Annotated in this window: 18 protein-coding genes; 4 read left to right on the top strand and 14 right to left on the bottom strand. The window is 60.6% G+C overall.

Going from position 1 to position 19,466, the window contains the following annotated elements:
- Positions 1-102: 102 nt before the first annotated feature.
- From ACYZTX_RS13345 to ACYZTX_RS13335, 3 genes are all read right to left on the bottom strand, one after another.
- Positions 103-1,113 carry an SCO family protein gene (locus ACYZTX_RS13345; RefSeq protein WP_462034428.1) on the bottom strand — a complete coding sequence of 337 codons (1,011 nt, stop codon included), beginning with the start codon at positions 1,111-1,113 and terminating at the stop codon, positions 103-105.
- Positions 1,114-1,130: 17 nt separating this feature from the next.
- Entirely contained in the window at positions 1,131-3,938 is a 2,808-nt protein-coding gene (locus tag ACYZTX_RS13340) for a multicopper oxidase domain-containing protein (protein ID WP_462034427.1), read from the bottom strand.
- Between the two features lie 183 nt (positions 3,939-4,121).
- A complete protein-coding gene (locus ACYZTX_RS13335) occupies positions 4,122-5,570 on the bottom strand; it encodes a sensor histidine kinase (RefSeq protein WP_462034426.1) in 1,449 nt (482 codons plus the stop codon).
- 279 nt (positions 5,571-5,849) lie between these two features.
- Between ACYZTX_RS13335 and ACYZTX_RS13330 the strand changes: the two genes are divergently transcribed.
- The 4 genes from ACYZTX_RS13330 to ACYZTX_RS13315 are packed head-to-tail and all read left to right on the top strand — an operon-like array spanning position 5,850 to position 11,464.
- On the top strand, positions 5,850-7,196 hold the full coding sequence (locus ACYZTX_RS13330) for a hypothetical protein (protein ID WP_462034425.1): 1,347 nt from the start codon (positions 5,850-5,852) through the stop codon (positions 7,194-7,196).
- Positions 7,197-7,231: 35 nt separating this feature from the next.
- Positions 7,232-9,466 carry an Ig-like domain-containing protein gene (locus tag ACYZTX_RS13325; protein ID WP_462034424.1) on the top strand — a complete coding sequence of 745 codons (2,235 nt, stop codon included), beginning with the start codon at positions 7,232-7,234 and terminating at the stop codon, positions 9,464-9,466.
- Between the two features lie 60 nt (positions 9,467-9,526).
- Positions 9,527-9,988: a curlin gene (locus ACYZTX_RS13320; RefSeq protein ID WP_462034423.1), complete on the top strand. Its 462-nt coding sequence runs from the start codon at positions 9,527-9,529 to the stop codon at positions 9,986-9,988.
- A gap of 27 nt (positions 9,989-10,015) precedes the next feature.
- Positions 10,016-11,464, top strand: coding sequence for a curlin (locus tag ACYZTX_RS13315; protein ID WP_462034422.1), 1,449 nt, complete (start codon positions 10,016-10,018; stop codon positions 11,462-11,464).
- Positions 11,465-11,537: 73 nt separating this feature from the next.
- On the opposite strand, the gene ACYZTX_RS13310 is transcribed toward ACYZTX_RS13315, so the two are convergent.
- From ACYZTX_RS13310 to ACYZTX_RS13260, 11 genes are all read right to left on the bottom strand, one after another.
- Complete coding sequence (locus ACYZTX_RS13310) at positions 11,538-11,801, bottom strand: DUF6124 family protein (protein WP_462034421.1); 264 nt, start codon at positions 11,799-11,801, stop codon at positions 11,538-11,540.
- Between the two features lie 1,162 nt (positions 11,802-12,963).
- Positions 12,964-13,830, bottom strand: coding sequence for a CsgG/HfaB family protein (locus ACYZTX_RS13305; protein WP_462034420.1), 867 nt, complete (start codon positions 13,828-13,830; stop codon positions 12,964-12,966).
- 31 nt (positions 13,831-13,861) lie between these two features.
- Complete coding sequence (locus ACYZTX_RS13300) at positions 13,862-14,281, bottom strand: curli assembly protein CsgF (RefSeq protein ID WP_462034419.1); 420 nt, start codon at positions 14,279-14,281, stop codon at positions 13,862-13,864.
- On the bottom strand, positions 14,278-14,670 hold the full coding sequence (csgE, locus tag ACYZTX_RS13295) for a curli production assembly/transport protein CsgE (protein WP_462034418.1): 393 nt from the start codon (positions 14,668-14,670) through the stop codon (positions 14,278-14,280). Before csgE ends, ACYZTX_RS13300 begins: the two co-directional genes overlap by 4 nt.
- Entirely contained in the window at positions 14,667-15,212 is a 546-nt protein-coding gene (locus ACYZTX_RS13290; RefSeq protein WP_462034417.1) for a type II secretion system protein, read from the bottom strand. The genes csgE and ACYZTX_RS13290 overlap by 4 nt, the downstream gene beginning before the upstream one ends.
- On the bottom strand, positions 15,187-15,561 hold the full coding sequence (locus ACYZTX_RS13285; RefSeq protein ID WP_462034416.1) for a type II secretion system protein: 375 nt from the start codon (positions 15,559-15,561) through the stop codon (positions 15,187-15,189). The genes ACYZTX_RS13290 and ACYZTX_RS13285 overlap by 26 nt, the downstream gene beginning before the upstream one ends.
- A 4-nt stretch (positions 15,562-15,565) precedes the next feature.
- Positions 15,566-16,039 (bottom strand): type II secretion system protein, encoded by a 474-nt coding sequence (locus tag ACYZTX_RS13280; RefSeq protein WP_462034415.1) that lies wholly within the window; start codon positions 16,037-16,039, stop codon positions 15,566-15,568.
- 2 nt (positions 16,040-16,041) lie between these two features.
- Positions 16,042-17,871, bottom strand: a complete 1,830-nt coding sequence (locus tag ACYZTX_RS13275; RefSeq protein ID WP_462034414.1) for a secretin N-terminal domain-containing protein — start codon at positions 17,869-17,871, stop codon at positions 16,042-16,044.
- Positions 17,868-18,386, bottom strand: coding sequence for a hypothetical protein (locus ACYZTX_RS13270; protein ID WP_462034413.1), 519 nt, complete (start codon positions 18,384-18,386; stop codon positions 17,868-17,870). The genes ACYZTX_RS13275 and ACYZTX_RS13270 overlap by 4 nt, the downstream gene beginning before the upstream one ends.
- Complete coding sequence (locus ACYZTX_RS13265) at positions 18,386-18,934, bottom strand: GspMb/PilO family protein (protein ID WP_462034412.1); 549 nt, start codon at positions 18,932-18,934, stop codon at positions 18,386-18,388. The genes ACYZTX_RS13270 and ACYZTX_RS13265 overlap by 1 nt, the downstream gene beginning before the upstream one ends.
- Positions 18,921-19,466 (bottom strand): pilus assembly protein, encoded by a 546-nt coding sequence (locus tag ACYZTX_RS13260; protein WP_462034411.1) that lies wholly within the window; start codon positions 19,464-19,466, stop codon positions 18,921-18,923. The genes ACYZTX_RS13265 and ACYZTX_RS13260 overlap by 14 nt, the downstream gene beginning before the upstream one ends.

The raw sequence follows: 19,466 nt of genomic DNA, 5'->3' as shown, positions 1-19,466 counted from the left end.
GGTCCTTCCCGGATGCCTTGCATCAAGCCTTTTCAGCCGCGCTTCGGATCAGTGTAGGTGGCATTGATCGAGACTGACGGCGCCAATGATAGTATTTAGCCGCTATTGCGTTTGCACTGCCTGTAGCGGTTGTTGGCGATCGGTTTCTTCTTGCAAAAATTCTATAATTGACTGCGCAGCGTTCTCATCCAGTCGCAGGTTGGGCATGGGGATTTTGTCGAAACGTTCAAACAGTTCCATCGCGATTGGGTCCTTTTCCGCCAGCATGCGGTCTGGCTCGCGAATCCAGCGACTCAGCCATGCTGGATCACGCTGGCGAGTGACGCCGATCAGGTCCGGGCCGATGCTGCGCATGCCGATGCCCTGCCCATCCATCGGGCCCAGGCTGTGGCACGACGCGCAACGGGTGCGAAACAGTTCTTCGCCATTGCTGGGTGGGCGAATCTCGGGCGCATTCGCGTAGTTTTCTTCAACGCTGGGCTGCTTCCAGTTCTGCAGCGTGTTGGCCAACTGATCGGCGAGGATCCACGGGTTTTCGAACGGTGAAGCTTTCATCCAGCGACCGGTGCTTTGGTTGCCGACGATCAGGCTCAGGTTGTGGTCCTTGCTGCGGCCGTTGTCGACGCCTTCGATGAACAGCCCGAGTTTTTTGCGCAGGTCGGTGACAGCTTCGAACTCCCCGGTGAGGAACTGCCAGCCGGGTCCGACCTTGAAGCGCTGCGCATAGGCCTTGAGCACTTGCGGCGTGTCGCTCAACGGGTCGATGCTGATCGAGTAGAAAAAGATGTCTTGGCCGACCCGGTCCCCCAGCAACTGTTGCACCTGGCGCAGGCGCGCGGTTTCCAGCGGACAGGAGTCGCTGCACGTGGTGAAGACGAAGTTGATCACCACCACTTTGCCCTTGATCAGGTCATCGAAAAAACGCACCTGCCGACCGTCCTGATCGGTCAGTAAAGTATTGGGAAAGTAATCGCCGCCCCAGGGTGTCGCCGATTCCGTCGGCGACGGTGTCCTTTCATGAGCGAGCAGCACCCAAGCGGCCAGCCCACAGGTGACCAGCAGCAAAATCAAGTGCATGCCCAAGGGGCGGGAGCGCGGCGTACGTGATGTCATGTCGGCTCCCCTGCGGATCATGGTGTGACCTCAGCTTTGGTGCCGTAGCCGTCGCCGGTGCGGAAGGTTGGAAGCGCAGCTGAGTTCACGTAGCGCACGCCATCCCAGGTCGGCAACGGAGTCGGCATCAACTGCAGTTGCCCGGGTTTTTCAAGGTCCCACCGCAGCAACATGGAGTTATCCTCATGTTGCGTGTTGTGGCAGTGCTCCATGTAGGTGCCGGCGAATTCGCGAAACTGGATCGCAATTTCGACATTGTCCGTACCATCCTTTTCCGAACCGACGCGATACACGTCCTTACGTGCCCATTTTTCCCATTCCGGTGGTGGCTTGCCGCCACGGCTGAGGATGATCCCTTCCTCGAAGTGCACGTGCACCGGGTGGCCCCAGCCCGTGTCATTGCCCTTGATGTGCCACACTTCCAGCGTGCCGAAACCCGTGACGCCGGCGTCGGTCGGACCGCTGGCCAGTTTGGTCGAGACGGCCAGTCGGCGCGGGTCCATGCGATACCCGAAACCGCCGTCGAACTTGACCGTCCAGGGCGCTTCATCGGTGCCATCGGAACGGCCGAAGGTAAAGGTGCGGTGGCGGGCTTTGGCGAGCAGCGCCTTGTCGGCAGCATTGTCGTAGTGAATCTTCAGCGGGATCATCGCCAGGCCTTCAGCCTTGCCCGGTTTGGCCGGTTCATAAGCGGTCGGGTCCATGGCCAGGTCCTGACCGGTGTAAGCCTTGACGTTCAATTGCAAGACCTTGCCCACTGCCGGGTCGCCCCTGTCCCACATGGGCCCCTTGCTGGTTTGCTTGATGATCGCCTTGTATTTCTCAGACAGCACGTCTGCCAGGGCGACAGGTTCTTCCGGACCCTTGCCGTCTTGGTGCACCAGCAGGTTGACGAAGAACAGCTTGTCGCCCGTCTTGATCCCGTTTTTCGAGAAGTTAACGATGATGTCGAAACGCTCGGCGATGCCCAGGGTTGGCAAAATCGCGTTGTGGTTCTGTTTATCACCGTCGGCATCCAGGTCCATGCTGCCGTCGAACGGCACGCTGTGTTCCATGATATTGCCGTCGTTGGCAATCATGTGGAACGGCACCCGGGCATACGACACGCCCGACCCGACTGGCCCTTGAAACTCGCCGCTGGTGCCCTTGATCTCGCGCACCAGCGCCATTTTGAAGTAGCGCGACACTGAGCCATTGAGCATGCGCAAGCGATAGCTGCGGGCGCGCACGTCCAGGGTCGGTTTCCACGACCAGTTGACCAGCACCTGGTCACCGAGGAAGCCGTCAGTGTTGAAGGGGTTGAACCACAGCTGACCGTTCTTATCCCACGCCTTGTCGGCAAACATCAGGTTGACGTCGTAGTCGCGGTTACCCCAAGGCAAGGCGCTGCCGCTGGGGAGGCGCAGGTTGACGCCGTCATTTACCGATTCATTGCCGCGATCCAGGGCGCTGTAGTAGTTCATCATCGCCGCGTTGCCCTTGTAGACGTTCTGCGCGGTGAAATCGAGCATGTGGTCGTGGAACCAGTGGGTGCTCATGGTTTCGCGCCAGTCGCCGCGGACCTTGATCATTCCGTTGTCGCAGGTCTTGCGGCCGGGGGTGAGGTCGTTGGTCCACAGGGTTTCACCCGGTGAACACGGAAATGCTGCACGCGGGTCCTCAGCCTTAGTGTTGATGCTGTCGTAGCCGGCCAACTGGATCGGCCAGCGATAGTCGTAAAATTGCCCGGGGAAGAAAAACGCATTGGCATAGCCGTCGCTTTCCGCCGGTACGTGACCGTTGTGTTCGTGGGTGGTGATGGTGTGCAGGCCAAACCCCATGTTCGCCGACGGGTCGATTGGCAAGCCGTTGTAATGGCGCATCAACACCGGTTGCCCATATCGCACCATGAGCAATTTGGGCGGGAAGGTCCCGTCGAAGGTCCACAGCGAATTGTGTTTCTGCACCGGCATTTTCGGGTGCAAACGCGGCGCGACGCCCTTGGTGGTGCCAGCGGTCGCCGGCACGCCAACCACATTGTAATAGAGGCCACTGGGGCCAAACTCACCCATGGCATAGCGGTGCATCTGACGACTGTCACGTAACCCGGTATTCACCCGTGCGCCGGTTTGCACGGTTTTGTAAGCCACCTGCGGGTAAAACTCGTTCCAGCGCTGGTGCGACCAGCCTTTTCCTGGCGGACGGCCTTCCGCCGACGAGCCGATACGGCGGTTGAGGAAAAATTCAATCTGCTTCTGCCAAGGGTTGCGGTCGACCACGTTGGAATAATGGCTGGGAAACGGAGTCAAGCCTGGTTGACGCAAGAACGCGTCGAGCGCCGCACTCGGTGGGGCGCTACGAGCGACGCTGGTGGGATCTTGTTGCGGCAGCGGGCCGATGGCGGCGGGTGGAAACGGCAACAGTGCCGCCGGTGTCGCGGGGTCAAGTTTTTCCAGACCGAATTCTTCGAACAACGCCATTTGCTGAGTGAACGGCAGCGCTCCGTACAGTGGGCTGGGTTTTCCGTTGGTGGGGTAATTGAAACTGGTCTGCAGCGCTGGCGGCAGGATGTTTTCCTGGCGTGGGGTGTTGCGGTTGCCTTTGACGCCACCCGGCAAGTCGAAGGAATCCAGGTTAGCCGGGGGCATGGTCAAAATGGCGTTCAAGGCGCCTGCTTTGTCAGCCGGTTCGTCGTAATACGCCGAGGGGTCGGACGGTTCGGGCTGTCGTTCGTCGTCGATCGGGCTGGCGCGCAGGTTCGTTGTGCCGAACGTCATTGTCAGAAGGACGCTTACACGCGTCAGGAGGCCGAACCATTTGAAGGGGGACCGCGCTTTTGTGTCCATTACCAGCCGCCTCGAAGTCGTGAAGGGGTAATGGGGCTTGTGCAAGGACCTCGCCAGATATGTAACTGTTTTTTACGAAAGCATTAGAACTAACAAAACAATGGCTTATCAACATCAATTTGCCATATTCGGGGAAACGACTGGGGAATGGCACCCGCTAACGGGGAAAGTTCACACCCATTATCAGGGGACCATCTTGAACGACAGACGCACACTCGTGCCCTCGCCTTCACGGCTTTCCAGGGTCACCGTACCGCCGAACCGCTCCATGATCCGCTTGACCAAAACCAGCCCGACACCGAGCCCGCCTTGTTTAGTGGTGAAAAAAGGCCGAAACGCCATGCTGCGCTGCTCTTCGTTCATGCCTTTGCCGGTGTCGCTCACCACCACGCTGATGCCATGGGAATCGGTCGGTTCCAGCGTGATAGCCAACGTGCCGCCCTTGTCCATGGCTTCCAGTGCATTGGCCAGCACACTGTTGAGGATCTGCGTCAACTGCACCTGCTGGCTCAGGACCATGGGCGTCAGCTGCGGGTCGAACACCACGTGGACCGAGGCTTTGGCGATTTGAAGCTCGAAGGCCATCAGACTGTCATGCAGCGCCGCTACCAGATTCACAGGCTCAGCCTCGTCATTGAGCGGGCGCAAGGATTGCAGCAGCTCCCTCACCCACTTCGACATGCGATCCACCTGGCCGATGATGTCGTTGATGTTCTTGTGGGCCGGGCTGCTGTCGAACTCCAGCGCCAGTTCGGCACTGGAGCGGATGGTCGCCAGCGGATTACGCAAACTGTGTGCCACCGCCGACGACATCTCGCCCAGGGCGACAAAGGTTTCGTTGGTGATCAGTTGCTTTTGTTGCGCCGCCAGCAAAATCGCCGCCCGGCGCACGATCCAGTACAGCCCCAGATAGATCAGCCCGCCGCCCAGTGCAGTGGCCAGCCAAATCAGCATCAGTCCGCGCTCCATGCGGCTGATCAGGTCCTTGGGTTCCTTGTAGATCTCGACCATCGCCGTGACTTTGTCGCCGTCGGCATCGAACAGCGGAATGTAATTCTCGATGAAGATGTATTCCGGGGGCGTCACGAACTTCTGTTCCATGCGGCTCTTGTCCACATCGTGATAGCTGGCCGACACAGGCGTTTTGGAATTGAACGCTTGATCCAGGTCTTCGTCGGTGTGGATCGTGGTGCCCATTAACGCCGGGTTGGTCGACCAGATCACCATGCGGTCGGGGGCGTAGATGTTGGCCAGGATCACGTCCGGCAAGTGCGCGATATGGTCGAGGAATTCGCCTCGGGCATCGGCACGGGCCAGCGGGTCAACGTCGGGAAAGTCCTTGTCTTTGCGCGGATCGAGCAGTTCACCCATGGTCCGCACGTTAGGAATCGACACATGACGCACCTCGGCCGAGGCAATCGCCTGAATGAACTGGGAAGTCAACAACGCATCGCGCTGCACGCTTTCGGTAATCACAAACCGCGTGGACACCGACCCCAACGCCACCGCCACTGTGCCAATCACTGCCAGGCTGATGAGCGAGAACCAGCGCAGTAAATTGAACGGTGGCTTGCGCGCGCTCAGGCGAACATCACCCTCCTCGTAGTGGAGTGTTCTAGTTGGCATGTCCATGGACGTGTTCCCGACGATTCCCCTATAGGGTTATAGCCCACTAATAGCCGTTTGCCCGACGTTGGGTCTTGTCCCCCCACTTCCTCCTTATAACCATCTACCCCCAATGCTGGGGACAGTGGCCCGCTCCCAAAACTCGCGGTCTGACGCTGGTTGTGCGTGACACGCCCATGGCTCGGGCCTCTGCCGGCCGTTTTAGCCGGTTGGTATGGAAGTTGCCGAAGACCTCTCAACTGACCCGTCTCCATGGGGCAGGCATTTTGATAGAGGGCTTTACTCATGCACCCTTTACTGTCCAAAACCGCGGCCGCCCTGGTCGTTAGCGCACTGGCCCAAGGCGTCGCGCAGGCAGCGCTTTATGCCGTCGACCCCGGTCCCTATGTACCCGCCAACGGCTCGTTCGCCGCCTGGTATCAGGACACTCACGGTCGAACCCTCGACCTTTGCCTGTCCAAGGCCCTCAGTTCCAGGGTCCCCAGCGCACCGGGCGCTCCTTCGTACATGTGCACGCTGCTGCCGACACCCGGGGTATTCGACGACGCGCAACCGATCGTCTTCCCGACCAACTTCCCTGACGAAACATTCTGGTTCACTGCAGACGCGGCAATCGTCGATGCCGGCAGGGGCATCGACCTGTCTTTTGGTACTGCCATTGAAGCGGCCTTCGCCGCTGAAGAACCGATTGAAGGTGACCAGGTCAGCTTCGCCCGCGTGCGCATTCGCGTCGACGTGCCCACCGCCGGCACCTACGTCATTACCCACCCCTACGGCGTCGATGTCTTCAACGTCGATGTTCCCGGGCAGCGGGCGATCAACATGACCCGGGACATTGGCATCGGCGTGCCGAAAACCTACGACGGTGCCCTTAAGGGCGATGTCGGGCCGTTCCTGCGCAGCGTCAATGGTCCCTACACCGAGACCAATCCGCTGACCGGTGCGGCCGAGCAATTCATTGGCGATCCGAACATAGAGGAAGCCATTACCGGCAGTCCTTTCAACACCAACTACGTGCGCATCGAAGGGCCGAATGGTCTGGACTTGCGCACCACGGTGTTTGCCATCTCTGGCAAGTTGTCGACCGTGGTCCGGCCGACACCGATGATCACCCAGCGCAGCACCTACTCGCGCAAGGCAGGTGAAAGTGCGCCGGTGGCCCAGCAAGACGTGTTTGTCATGGCCCCTCCGCCACCGGCCACTGTGACGCTGGACAGCAACAGCCCGGCACTGCACCTGACCGAAGCCGACACCACCGGCAACTGGTACGCGCAATCCTCGGCCAACCCGACCTTGCCGAGCACCTTGCAGGTGACTGCCGACAACCACCCGGCCATCCCCAGCAGCACACCGACCACCTTGTCCATGGTGCTGACCGACCTGGTGGTGATCCAGCGTGCCGAGTACAGCCTGAGCTCCGGGCAACTGACGCTCGAGGCCTCGACCAGCGATGAAACGTCGCCGCCGGTGCTCACCGCCACCTCTGGCTCCGGTGTCGCCATCGGCGCCCTCAGTGGCGACGGCGCGGTGAAAACCCTGGCCACCGGCATCTCGCCGATTCCACCGGCCAAGGTTCGGGTGACGTCATCCAATGGCGGCAGCGACACCGAAGAAGTGGTCATCGTGCAATGAACGCTCTAATGCCCAGATCCTCATCAGGAGGCATCATGAACAATTGGCCACGCCTGGCGCTCAACGCCCTGGGACTGACTCTATCGCTGTCCGGCAGCGCGTTCGCGCAACTCGCTGCCGTCGACCCCGGCCCTTACACCTTTGCCACGGGGAAATTCCCCATGTGGTATCAGGACAACAATCAACTCTCGATGGAACTGTGCCAGTCCCGGGCCGCGAGCTCGCGGGTGCCGGCCACCGTGCCACCGTCCTACATGTGCATCCTCGCGGCGGAACCGGGTGTTTACGACGACGCCCAACCGATGATCTTCCCCGACAACTGGCCGGCAGAAGCGTTCTGGTTCGCGGCGGAAACCGCGATCCCGCAAGTTGGCAACAGCGGGTATGAACTGGAAGTGTATGTGGCCGCTGTCGAGGCGGCATTCAGCTCCGAAATCCCCGTAGATGGTGATCAGGTATCCTTCGCGCGGATCCGCCTACGTGCCTCGGTGCCGACGCCCGGGGTCTATACCATCACCCACCCTTATGGGGTGGAAACGATCAACGTCACCACCACTGGCGTGCGCGCCATCAACATGACCCGGGACATCGGCATCGGTGCGCCAGGTAATTTCAGCGGTGTGCTGAATGGCAACGTCGGTCCGTTCCTGCGCAGCGTAAACGGCCCCTACACCGAGGTGAACCCGGACACCGGGGCCGTCGAAACCTTCGTCGGCGATCCGAACCTCACCGAGCAGGTCACCGGCAGCCCCAACGACACCAACTTCGTCCGTATACAGGGACCGGCCGGGACCCTCCAGACCAACCTGTTTACTGTGTCCGGCAAAGTCCTCGATAACCGCGCGCAAACACCGGTGGAGATTGACCGTGCCACCTACCGGCGCAGCGGCGACAGCACTCGGGTCGAAGTCTTTGGCAAATCGGGCAACAGTTCGAGCCTGTGCTTCCGCGAAAGCGTTGCCCTGGTACCCGGCCCACCACTTTCGCCGTGTCTGATCAACATGACCGGCGACAACAATGGATTGTTCTTCGGCCAACGTCTGTTCACCGGCAACGTGCCTCCGGTCGTAGTGGTCACCGCCTCCAACCCGACGGGTACAACCCGGCCGACGGCGGTATCGAGCAAGCTCACTGACGTCGCGAAAATCCAGACCGCCCGCTACAACTGGAGCGATCACAGCCTGCTGATCGAGGCGACTTCCACTGACGAAGTGGCCGTGCCAGACATGGTCGTGCAGGGGTACGGACGTCTGTCGAAATCCGGCACCTTGCAACGTTTGACCATTGCCGACCTGACTCAGCCACCGGCCAGCGTCACGGTCAAATCCGCGGCAGGCGGTAGCGATACCGAGCCCGTCGTGGTCGTCGGAACCGCACCGGACACCGGCGAGAACCAGGCGCCGTTGGCCATTGCCGATACCGGCAGCACCAGCTTCGGTGTGCCGATCACCCTCAACCTGCTGGCCAACGACAGCGACCCGGACGGCAACACGCCACTGAGCATCACCGCGCTGACCCAACCGGCCGCCGGCCAAGGCACCGTGGCATTGAACGGAGCGGCATCGGTGGTCTATACCCCACCCGCCGTGGTCAATGCACCGCTGACCACGACCTTCACCTACAAGGCTCAAGACATCAAAGGCCTGGCCTCGACCGCTTCGGCGACCGTGACCATTACCGTTGCGCCTAACCAGTCTCCAGTGGCGGTCGCCGACAGCATCGCAACCCTGGGCGTGGCGGTTCCGATAAACGTGTTGGCCAACGACACCGATCCGGAAGGCAACGTGCCTCTAGCGGTCGCCAGTTTCACCCAACCACCGGCGGATCGCGGCACCGTCAGCAGCAACGGCACGGTGATCACCTACACCCCACCGGCCACGGTCACGACGGCCTTCACCACGACCTTCACCTATATCGCCCGGGACAGCTTCGGCGCCCTGTCGACGCCGGCCACGGTCACGGTGCAAGTCTCGCCAAGGCCTGCTGCGGAAACCTTTGCGGTGACCACTGCAACGGTATCGGCCCGCTCCAATAACCGCTTCAACTGGGACTTTGCGGGCACCTCATCGGTGATCACCGGCAACACCATCACCGTGCAGGTCACCACCCCGACCGGGCTGGTAACCCTGGGCACCACCACGGTGCCGGTGACCGGGCGCTGGCGGTTGACGGTGAGCAACAGCACTACGGTGATTCCGTCGGCTAATCCGACGGCGACCATCCGCTCGTCCCAGGGCACCGTGCGCACGGTGTCGGTGATCTCGAACTGAGCCCTTGCCCCACCCGCCGATTCGGTGGATGGGGCCGGCCTCTTCCTAAAGGACGCAGCCATGAAAACGCCGACCACCGCCCTGCTCTGCCTGCTTCTGCTCTGCAGCAGTGCGGGCGTGCTCGCCGACGATTTGATGGAAAACGACGACCTGGCCCCCGGCGCCGACCTCGGCGAGTTACCACCGCCGATTGGCCAGCAAGCACTGATTGATCAGAACGGCCAGGCCAACGTTGCGCTGCTGCAACAGAACGGCCAGTCGCTGCTCGGTCGCATCGTCCAGTCGGGCAGCAATCAGGAAGCCTACATCCTGCAACAAGGCAGCGACCTGATGGCATTGATCACTCAGCAAGGTTCCGGCAACGCCGCCTCGATCACTCAGACCGGCAGCCACAACCGCGCGCAGATTTCCCAGAACGGCAACAACAACGACGCCAGCATCGACCAGGCCGGTACGGGGCTTTCAAGCGCCGTGACCCAGTCCGGAGATGGCATGAGCGTTTCGGTCAAACAATACCGCTAAAGCACTGCACCATTTGGAGGTTTCATCATGTTCAAACTGACGCCCCTCACCGCCGCCATCCTGGTCATTGTCAGTGCCCAGGCGATGGCCGACGACAGCGTTTCCACCCAGGACCAGCTCGGTACCGCCAACGTCGCTGATGTGAAACAGATCGCGGCCCCGTTCAGTACCGCCACCCAGCAGCAACTCGGCGAGGGCAACGACGCCGCAGCGGTGCAAGACAACGCCACCGACACCATCACCCAGGATCAAGTTGGTGACTACAACGCCGGTTATGCCGAGCAACTGTTCGAGAACGGCAGCACCATCACCCAACAACAGTTCGGCAGCTCCAACACCAGCCACGCCAGCCAGTCGATAGGCGTGGGCGGCAACGAAACGCTGCAACAACAGCAAGGCACCGGCAACTTCTCGTTCATTTATCAGGACACTCAGGAAGCCACCAAAGCCCAGACCTTCCAGTTTGGTGACGGCAATGAGGCCAATATCGAACAGATCCAACTGGGCATTGCCAACAACGCAGTGATCATCCAGTACGGCACCGCCAACTACGCCACCGCCGAACAGATCGCCCACATGGGTGGCCAGATCAATCTCAACCAGGCGGGTGAAGGCAACTACGCCTATGGCGACCAGCGCGATGGCAACGGCGGCACCGTGACCATCAACCAGTTCGGCGACTTCAACGGCGCCGAAGTCTGGCAAGGCGGGCAAACCGCCAGCGAGGCTACCGTCAACCAGTACGGGCAAACCAACGAAACCGTGGTCGACCAGAGCTTCGGCGTAAACAACAACGCCCAGGTGCTGCAAGTCGGCGACGTCAACGCGATCTACGCCGACCAGTTCGACTCCGTCGGCTCGGTGCTCGCGCTGTACCAGCAAGGCACCGGCAACGTGCACTTCACCTATCAGAGCGGCGACAGCCATGTGCTGAACGCCACCTCCGAGGGGACTGAAAACAAGGTCTACGCCAGCGACTGGAAAGGCCCGCAACTGGGCGGTCAATTCGGCAGCAACCAGCGCGCCACCATCACCCAGGCTGGCACCAACAACACCGCCAGTTTCAAACAAGACGGCGTCAGCCACATCATGACCACCAACCAGACGGGTACCGGCAACAAAACCACGGTCAAACAGGCTGAAAACTACAACGAGCTGTACTTCGACCAGAACGGCAGTGACAACATCCTCATCGCCGACCAGCGCGGCACCACCAACCTGGCCCAGGGCAGCAGCAACGGTACCGGCAACACCACCGACTTCGACCAGTCCGGCACCGGCAACCAGGCGTTCACCACGCAGCTGTATGGCAGCGACAACATGATCACGGTCAAACAGACAGACACCATGAACGTGGCTTACGTCACTCAGGGCGGCACCGGCAACATTGCCAATGTTAATCAGAGTGGCATGACCCAGATGGCGACTGTGCAACAAACGGGCAGCGACAACCGGGCGACTGTGTTGCAGCAATAATCGCAAGGCATAAAAAAACCGCGGCCCTGGGTGGGGGGGGCGCGGTTTTTTATTGATCGGTAGCAGCTAAACGCTATTCCTGGGGATCGATGTTATCCAACGCCCGATTCACTGCCAGGTCGGCCAGCATGATGACTTGTTGGATGCCCAATAACATGCTGCGCTGTGGCCCCTCCAGAAAGACCGCGAAATCAGTGGCCATGACACTGGCTGACGCCAGGGATTCGCAGGCATGGGCTAACAGGCTTTCGGTGTCGATGTCCGGGGCGATGAGGAACATCGTGCCGGGTTTGCGTATCGGGGAGTCTTTGGGGGGATTGGGTGTGGGTTTGAACATGGTGAAGCTCCTTGATCAATGGAGCCGCCACACATCGCTGCTAAACGAAAAAGGGTGGCGACTGTACGCGGGTTAGCAGACCAGGGATCAAGGAACCCGGCGCACCGAAGTGCCCCACGCACAGCCACCATAACGCAGATCAGCAAGGACAAAAAAAGCCGACTGATCGAGAGGTGACACTGGCGTGCCTTGATATTCACCGAGCTGCTAAACCCGATCGCTGAATTGGCAGCGATGGGGGAACGATAGAGACCAGGGCCAAGGCGCACAAGCCGGCGGATTCTGGCTTAGTTGTAGGCAACGGCGCAAGGCGGTGTAGCTTTCAGGAAGTAACGTTAAACGCTCTTAAACATCCCCTTCAAATCAGTACATATCCCCTGTGGGAGCGGGCTTGCCCGCGAAGGCGGAGTGTCAGCCAACATCCATGCTGAATGGCACACCGCTTTCGCGAGCAGGCTCGCTCCCACCGTTTGGTCGGGGTACATCTGCGGGAGATTGGTCGGCTGTCAGGCCGCCATCGCGGGCAAGCCCGGCTCCCACAGGGTTTGGGTACATCTGCGGGAGATTGGTCGGCTGTCAGGCCGCCATCGCGGGCAAGCCCGGCTCCCACAGGGTTTGGGTACATCCGCAAAAGCCAGGTCGGCTGTCAGGCCGCCTTCGCGAGCAGGCTCGCTCCCACAAAAATCAGACATGCGCCCCCAGCCAAACAACGAGGCCGAGCGTTAGCTCGCCTCGCCTGCTTTTGATCTGCCCGCCCCTTCGGCAGGCTGAGTGGAGGTGTTCATCTGGGGGGTAGGCGCGCAGCGCCGTTCGACGAAGTCGAACACATCGAGAGGAGGTTGAAGCGAAGCCAACCGGAGGCGATGCCCCCAGATGAATGCCGGAGCGAGGGCACGCCGAGCCTAGGCGAGGGGCCGGACGCTGGGGCGAAGCGTTTTGGTTCCTTTTGGGCGTTTGCAAAAGGGACTCGCCGTAAGGGCGAAACCATTAGCAGCCGTTACCGCAGGAATGGATATGTACACCAGAAAAAAATAGGTCGGCTATCAGGCCGCCTTCGCGAGCAGGCTCGCTCCCACAGTTGGACTGGGTACATCCATGAGAGATTGGTCGGCTGTCAGGCCGCCAAGATCAAAAGCCAGGTCGGCCCGAAGGCCGCCTCGGTTCACTCTTCCTCACCCTCAGACACAACCTTGTTCTGAGTCAGGTAACGGTCAAGCGTTGCATTGTTGTCAGGCGAAGAATTATCCCCCGCCACCTGCCACAAATTCCGCTCAATCCCCTGCGCCAGCAAATGCCCCACCGCCGCCTCGATCGCCGACAACACACACAACTGCGCCGGCTCGTTCGTGGTGTACCCGACCTCAGCCTCCAGCAACTTCTTGAACTCGATAAACTTGAACACCCCCGCACTGCGCCCAACAGAGTAGATCGTCTTGCTCGTCATCACATTCGCCAGCACCTGCCCACTGCGCACATCCACGGCACGAAGGTTCACCGACACCTGATCCACCCGATACTCCCGGGAAATATCGATCCCCAAGTACCGCGCCCCTTCCCCGCCACTGCGCACGTTGGTGTCATAGGCAATAATCCCGCCCTCAAGCATCAAATTGGCGGCCTGCAACGGCGGCAACTCGCCCTGGATATTCACCGGCGTATTGGGCTTCTTCTGCGAGGCGCGAATGATCTTGCGTTCGGTCAACAGATTCTGCAGCCCTTCCCGTTCCAGCACCACAAACCAGCCACTGGCCTGCAACGCATCCATCAACATGCTCGCCGCGCCCTGCGTCACGCTGGTGGAAAACGAACTGGCCGGGGTCGGTTTGTACTGCCCGGTCTGATCCCGGAAGCCATACACCACCGCCATCAACCGGCCCTTGGGTCGTGGCATGTTCAGCAAGTCGTAATAGGTCGACGCCCGAGGTGTCAGGGTCGGTGATTCGGTGTCTTGCTCGGCCCCCATCGGCTCGCGCAAACTGCACCCTTGTAATGCCGCCAACATTAGCCCTAGCGCTATTATTTTTTTCATGTCCTTAACTCCCCATCGACCCAAATCCCCGTCAAGGGGCCAGGCCATTCACCTGGATTTCGGAAACTTCACCGGTCGCTCGGTCGGTCACTTCAATAGTCAGTGCACCGGAGTCATCGATGACGTTGACGATAAAAGCGTCGGTGGCCATGCTCCCGGCATTGCCCGCGGAGATGTTGTCCATCAACTGACCTAGCAGTCGTGATTGCAGCTGACTGGTGAAGCGCTCCAGGGCCGAAGCACCGGCCACGGACGCACGGTCTTTCAAGTCAGGGTCGTCGTAGTCGTTCTGCGCCTGGGCGTTGTTGAGCAACCAGGTTCCGTTCAACGGGTTACCGCCAAACGACGGATTGATGGGCGTGTAGACCAGCTCTGTGGCCTGGACCAGCCCACAACTACCGAGCCCTAATAACCACATGCCCGTGCGTTGCGAGAAAGCTCTAATGTTCATAGTTCGTCCCTCTCAAGGTCGGTTGTGTCCTGCAACAAGGCTTCCAGCTTGCGCTGGACGATCTGCCCGCGAACCCAGTCGGCGGCGTCATAGGCCTCATCCTTCAACTCCACGGTGTTCGGCGGCAGGAAGCGCCGATAAACCAATCGTTGCTGATATTCCACGGTCACCAGGCTGCCCCAGCGAGCCGAAGGTCGTTCACGCACCACCAGGTTGAAGTCCATCGGACTGGTAGCGCGCAGGCGTTCACTGAACGAGTAATAAAAGTCGTGGCCGATGTGCGAGATCGTGTCGTCGACGATAAATCCCATCATTTCGTCTTCTTCGGCGGCCGACACGAAGGACGTCATCAGCATCAGGGCCAGGGCCGGTAGCCAGTGTCTGTTCATGGCATCACCGCCCCAGCGCCTGCGGCGCTTTGGGGTTGGCCTTTGGGCGCGGACGCACCATCGAGAAACGCCTTCTCGGCCACGAACTGCCAGTCCTTGTAACTCGCCATGCCGGTGAAGTCCGACCATTGAGTAGGGAAATCCGCCTGCTTGAGCGGCGTGTCCGTGGAGGGGCTGTTGAGGCCGGTGATGCGTCCGTCGAAACCGCGCATCAACGTCCACTCGCCCCCCCCGATCGGGTCCGGGTACAGGTTGCGCAAGTGGTGTTTGGGCGACGGAAAACGCTCGTCCTGCAACAGATCCGCCAGTGCTTGAGGGTACTGGGCCAGGCCAGGTGAACTGCGGTAGTAGCTGCGCAATGCCTGAGCGTATTGAGTACCGACCCAGAGCAACTGGCGCTCACGATCACGGCGTGAGGCGGTGGACCACAACTCGCCAGCGCTGGCCAGGCCCATGCCCATCAACATGATCAGAAACAGCACGCCCAGGTAAGTGAAACCGGCCTCGCTGCCGGGCTTACCACTCTGAATACAAGCTGCCATCACGCGCCCTCCCTGTGGCACCGCTTTTGATGTCGGCAACCCCGCCCGGCACGCCGTCAGGCGGCGCCACCAGCACCCAGAGGTCTTTGCGTTCAGCGATCGGGTCCATCGGCGGGTTGCGCAGGTAACGCTGCTCGACCAGCTGTTCGATGGAATCGGGATAACGCCCGGTGTCGCCGTAGTAGTGATCCAGTGATTCGCGCATGGCCGACAGGCTCTGGCGCAGCGTGGTCTCTTTCGAGGCCTCAAGGCTGTTGAAATAGCGTGGCAACGCGATGGTCATCAAGGTGGCGATGATTGCCATGACCACCATCAGTTCCAGCAGGGTAAAGCCCTTTTCCCGACGCATAATCTCACCACTCCCGGTAGGCGATGCCGTTGAGACCCTTGCCGCGAGCCTTGGAGTAAACGTCAAAGACGTCTTCGCCTTCCCGCGGGTTTTGAGCCGTACTGTCGTAGGAGCGCACGCCCCAGCCGCCTTCGTCGTCACGCTTGACCGGCGTCAGCGGGTCATGGGGCACGCGCCGCAGAAAATAGAACTTGGCCCCCTTGGCGCTGCGCACATCGCGCACCCCCTCCACCAGCACTTGCAGGTTCGGCGGGTAGCCGCTGCTGTTCAGGGATTTCTCGATGTAGCCGGCGTCGAAAGCACGTTTGTAGGCGTCGATGGCATCGCGAATCTGGTACAGCGCAGCGCGCAGATCCTGCTCCTTGCCCCGGCGTACCACGGTCTCGGTCAGGGGCGCGGCCATGCCGGCCAGCAGGCCGATCAGGGCCAGCGTCACCACGACTTCGATCAGGGTAAAACCGCGTTGCGAGGCGTTCATGATCAAGGCTTCTCGACGACAACGTGGGTGGAGGCAACCGGAGTACCGAGGGTCTCTGTGCGAATCGCCGAGTCCATCCCACGGTCCGGTGCCTGAATGTGCATGCTGGTTTCGGTACCGGTGGTGAACTCCATGTCCGACGGGCTCTGGTATGGCAGGTTGCGCACGATCCGCGGCGTGATCGACAGCACCAGCTCCGACTTGCCGACTGTGTCCTTGTTGCTGCCAAACAAGCGGCCCAGACCAGGAATGTCGCCAAGGCCGGGGATCTTGTTGCCGGTGGCGCCATGGTCGTTGCGCATCAGGCCGGCGAGGATCTGGGTTTCGCCGTCATGCAGGCGCAAGGTGGTCTGGGCGTTGCGGGTATCGACCTGGACCGGAATGGTGCCCTGACGGGTGGGTTCCAGTGGCGTGGCGTTACTCACTTCAAGGGCGATTTTGATCGCCACTTCGTTGTTCAAATGCACGGTCGGCTGGACTTCGAGCTTCAGACCGACGTCCAGGTAGGTGACGCTTTCAGTGATCACCGGGCCTTGAGTCGAAGGCACCGAGGTGGCGCTGATGATCGGCACGCGCTGACCGATGTGGATGCGTGCCTGTTCGCGGTTGCTGACCCGAATCACCGGGCTGGCCAGGGTGTTGATGTCGTTGTCCTGGGCGTTGATCTTGGCCTGCGGCGACGGCGAGATGGAGATCCGGCTGGAGTTGATGCCTTTGAGTTGATCGAGCAGGGTCACAGCCGAGCCGTCGCTGTTGACCACACCGAAGGTGTTCGGCCATTGCAAGCCAAGGTCGAGAATCCGCTGGGTGGCGACTTCCATCACCTCCACTTCCAGCACCACTTCAGGGTTGGACTGGTCCTGCGATTGCAGGAGTTTTTCGGCCATGCGGATCGCGTCTTCAGAGTCGCGCATGGTCAGGGTGTTGAGGCGTTCATCGACGAACACGTCGCGGGTCTTGAGCATGGTTTTGATCATGTTCAGCGCGGTGTTGGCATCGATGCTGGTCAGGTAGAAGGTGCGCATCACCAGCTCTTGGTAATCCTTGACCTTCTGCGGCGAGTCCGGGTAGATCAGCAAGGTGTTTTCGTTCACCACTTTCTGGTGCAGCTGGTTCTGTTGCAGCAGCAATTCCACAGCGTCTTCGATGCGCACATCACGCACGAAGATCGTGGCTTTCATGTCCGGGCGCAGGTCCTTGTCGAAGATAAAGTTCAAACCGGCGACCTGCGACAGCACTTCGAAGATGGTTTTCAGGTTGGCGTCGCGAAATTCAAGGGTCACCGGACGGTCCAGACGGGTCCGCAGTTGTGGATACGCAATCACGTTGCGGCTTTGCACCAGGCGGACATTGCTTTGCAGCTCCAGCGCCCCTTCATTTTTCGGGTCCAGTTCGAGAATCTGCTTCACCTGGCGGTCGGCGCCGTAGATGTCGCCGCGACGCAAGTCGCCACGGGCCAGTTCGAGTTTTTCATCCAGGCTGCGCATGTGATCGAGCTGACGCAGCGAGTTCTGGGCACGGCGGTTGTTCGATTCGATGGTCAACACCCGGCCGTAATTCAGGTGGGCAGAAGCGAAATCACGCTGGGCACGATCCATGTCGCCCTGGGTCAACAGCGCCGTCACCGCACGGGCACGGCCGCTGGTCAGGGCCAGGTGCAGCTCGGTGTTGCGAGGGTTTTTCCTCAGCCCTTCCTCGATGCGGGCCAGGCCGGCTTCGTACTGTCCCGACTCCATCAGGTCGGTCGCCTCCTCTTTGGCGACCTGCGCGGAACTGCACGCGGCCAACCCTGCACAAAGGCAAAGGCTCATCAGCAAACGGGATCTGTTCATTGCGTGCTCCCCACAGACAAAGTCTGAGACAAATGCAGAGGCAGGTAGATAAAGCTGAGTTCCACATCGGAAATCCCTTCTATCCGCCAGGTTTCGTCGATCACATCCCCCTTGCGTACGACGTATATTTTTTCGCCGTTCTGCAAAAACACTTGCAGGTCCGAACGGTCACTCAGCTTGCCAATGAACTGGAAAGGCATCGGTGGTGCGCTGGGGGCTTGCACGACCGGGGTGAAGTTGACGGGTTGTTCGGTGACGGTGGCGAGCTTTTGCGCAGCCTTCCAGCTACGGGCGGCGAACAGGTCACCAGCCGGGCCCAGGTCCTTGACTGCCGCCGCCGTTTTACCGGCGGATGCGGCGGGCAGTGCCCCGCGGGTTTTGCTTTTGGTCGGGGTGGCCACAGCGGCAACCGAAGCATCGGCCTCCTGCGACGAGGTGAAATATTCAGGCAACCAGGTCAGCGCCGCCGCCACGCCGAAGAACGCCACCCAGCCCACTACGCGTTTGGTATTCATCATGACCTCGACAGGTAAAGGGTCATGCGGATCCGCCCGGTCAGGTCGGTGTCGGCGATTTTTTTACGCTGGAACTCCACGTCTTCCACCACCACCGCCGGTAACTGGCCGAGCAAGGCATGCAGGAAGCGCCGCAGTTGCGGGTAGCTGCCGCGTACCGGCAGCAGAATCTGATACCGGGCCAGGTGCGTCTTGGGGTCTATGCCCAGGGAGTATTCACCGCGCGCCAGGGTGATGTGTTCCTGGGCCGCCAGCGCGTAGATCTTGTCGATGGCGACGGTGGCCTGAGGCTGGGACGGCAGCTTGCTGCGGAAATCGTCGAGCTGACGGTGCGGCACCACCGGAGCGGCGACACTGCCATCTTCGACTTTGGCCAGGTACTCGCCGGCTTCGCGCGTCTGCTGGCTGAGCGTTTGCAGTGACTGCCAGTCAGGCATCAGGCCCACCAGGCCATACGCCAGCGCCAGCACCAACATCGCCAGCCCTGCCAGGCCGGGAATGCCCAAACCTTGCAGGTATTCGTGGACGATCAATCTAGGGATTTGCATCGCCAATCTCCCAGCTAGCCGACAGGTTGAATTGCACCGGGTGTTCCGGCACGTTCGCGACGATTTCGTGGCTGAGCAGCGACACATCGGACAGCTCGTCGCTGGCTTCGAGGCTGCGGTGGAAGTCGAGCATGGCTTCCAGATCCCGCGCTTCGGCGCTGATTCGCACCTGGCCTTTGCGGGCATCCGGGGTCAGGGTCAATAAAGCAATGTCGTCCCGGGGCATGGCTTCGAGCATGGCGAACAGACGCTCCCAAGGCCGACGCAATTGCTGCGACACCTTGCGCATCTCGGCCAGGTTGTGCGCCTGTTCGCGGGTTTCGGCCGGGGTCAGGCTGACCTTGCCGCCGGTATCGCCGGTGAGTCCGCGCTGGGCGGTTTGCAAATGGCCTTGCTGTTGCGCGGCCTGTTCACTGAGGTGCTGCTGAACCAGCAAGCAAGTCAGCGTCAGCACTACGCCCCCGACCAGCAGGCTCCAGCCCAAAGGGCTTGAGCGGCGAGGCGGCTGGAAGTCGAGCATCAGGGCGCGCAT

The organism is Pseudomonas sp. MDT1-17 (assembly GCF_054898105.1).
The sequence above is the reverse complement of the archived record's forward strand: the minus strand, read 5'-3'. Positions and strand labels throughout refer to the sequence as shown.

What these genes read in the sequence shown, in the direction of transcription:
- ACYZTX_RS13345 (WP_462034428.1), bottom strand. Translation starts at nt 1,113, where the DNA reads ATGACATCACGTACGCCGCGCTCCCGCCCCTTGGGCATGCACTTGATT.
- ACYZTX_RS13340 (WP_462034427.1), bottom strand. Translation starts at nt 3,938, where the DNA reads ATGGACACAAAAGCGCGGTCCCCCTTCAAATGGTTCGGCCTCCTGACG.
- ACYZTX_RS13335 (WP_462034426.1), bottom strand. Translation starts at nt 5,570, where the DNA reads ATGGACATGCCAACTAGAACACTCCACTACGAGGAGGGTGATGTTCGC.
- ACYZTX_RS13330 (WP_462034425.1), top strand. Translation starts at nt 5,850, where the DNA reads ATGCACCCTTTACTGTCCAAAACCGCGGCCGCCCTGGTCGTTAGCGCA.
- ACYZTX_RS13325 (WP_462034424.1), top strand. Translation starts at nt 7,232, where the DNA reads ATGAACAATTGGCCACGCCTGGCGCTCAACGCCCTGGGACTGACTCTA.
- ACYZTX_RS13320 (WP_462034423.1), top strand. Translation starts at nt 9,527, where the DNA reads ATGAAAACGCCGACCACCGCCCTGCTCTGCCTGCTTCTGCTCTGCAGC.
- ACYZTX_RS13315 (WP_462034422.1), top strand. Translation starts at nt 10,016, where the DNA reads ATGTTCAAACTGACGCCCCTCACCGCCGCCATCCTGGTCATTGTCAGT.
- ACYZTX_RS13310 (WP_462034421.1), bottom strand. Translation starts at nt 11,801, where the DNA reads ATGTTCAAACCCACACCCAATCCCCCCAAAGACTCCCCGATACGCAAA.
- ACYZTX_RS13305 (WP_462034420.1), bottom strand. Translation starts at nt 13,830, where the DNA reads ATGAAAAAAATAATAGCGCTAGGGCTAATGTTGGCGGCATTACAAGGG.
- ACYZTX_RS13300 (WP_462034419.1), bottom strand. Translation starts at nt 14,281, where the DNA reads ATGAACATTAGAGCTTTCTCGCAACGCACGGGCATGTGGTTATTAGGG.
- csgE (WP_462034418.1), bottom strand. Translation starts at nt 14,670, where the DNA reads ATGAACAGACACTGGCTACCGGCCCTGGCCCTGATGCTGATGACGTCC.
- ACYZTX_RS13290 (WP_462034417.1), bottom strand. Translation starts at nt 15,212, where the DNA reads ATGGCAGCTTGTATTCAGAGTGGTAAGCCCGGCAGCGAGGCCGGTTTC.
- ACYZTX_RS13285 (WP_462034416.1), bottom strand. Translation starts at nt 15,561, where the DNA reads ATGCGTCGGGAAAAGGGCTTTACCCTGCTGGAACTGATGGTGGTCATG.
- ACYZTX_RS13280 (WP_462034415.1), bottom strand. Translation starts at nt 16,039, where the DNA reads ATGAACGCCTCGCAACGCGGTTTTACCCTGATCGAAGTCGTGGTGACG.
- ACYZTX_RS13275 (WP_462034414.1), bottom strand. Translation starts at nt 17,871, where the DNA reads ATGAACAGATCCCGTTTGCTGATGAGCCTTTGCCTTTGTGCAGGGTTG.
- ACYZTX_RS13270 (WP_462034413.1), bottom strand. Translation starts at nt 18,386, where the DNA reads ATGAATACCAAACGCGTAGTGGGCTGGGTGGCGTTCTTCGGCGTGGCG.
- ACYZTX_RS13265 (WP_462034412.1), bottom strand. Translation starts at nt 18,934, where the DNA reads ATGCAAATCCCTAGATTGATCGTCCACGAATACCTGCAAGGTTTGGGC.
- ACYZTX_RS13260 (WP_462034411.1), bottom strand. Translation starts at nt 19,466, where the DNA reads ATGCGCGCCCTGATGCTCGACTTCCAGCCGCCTCGCCGCTCAAGCCCT.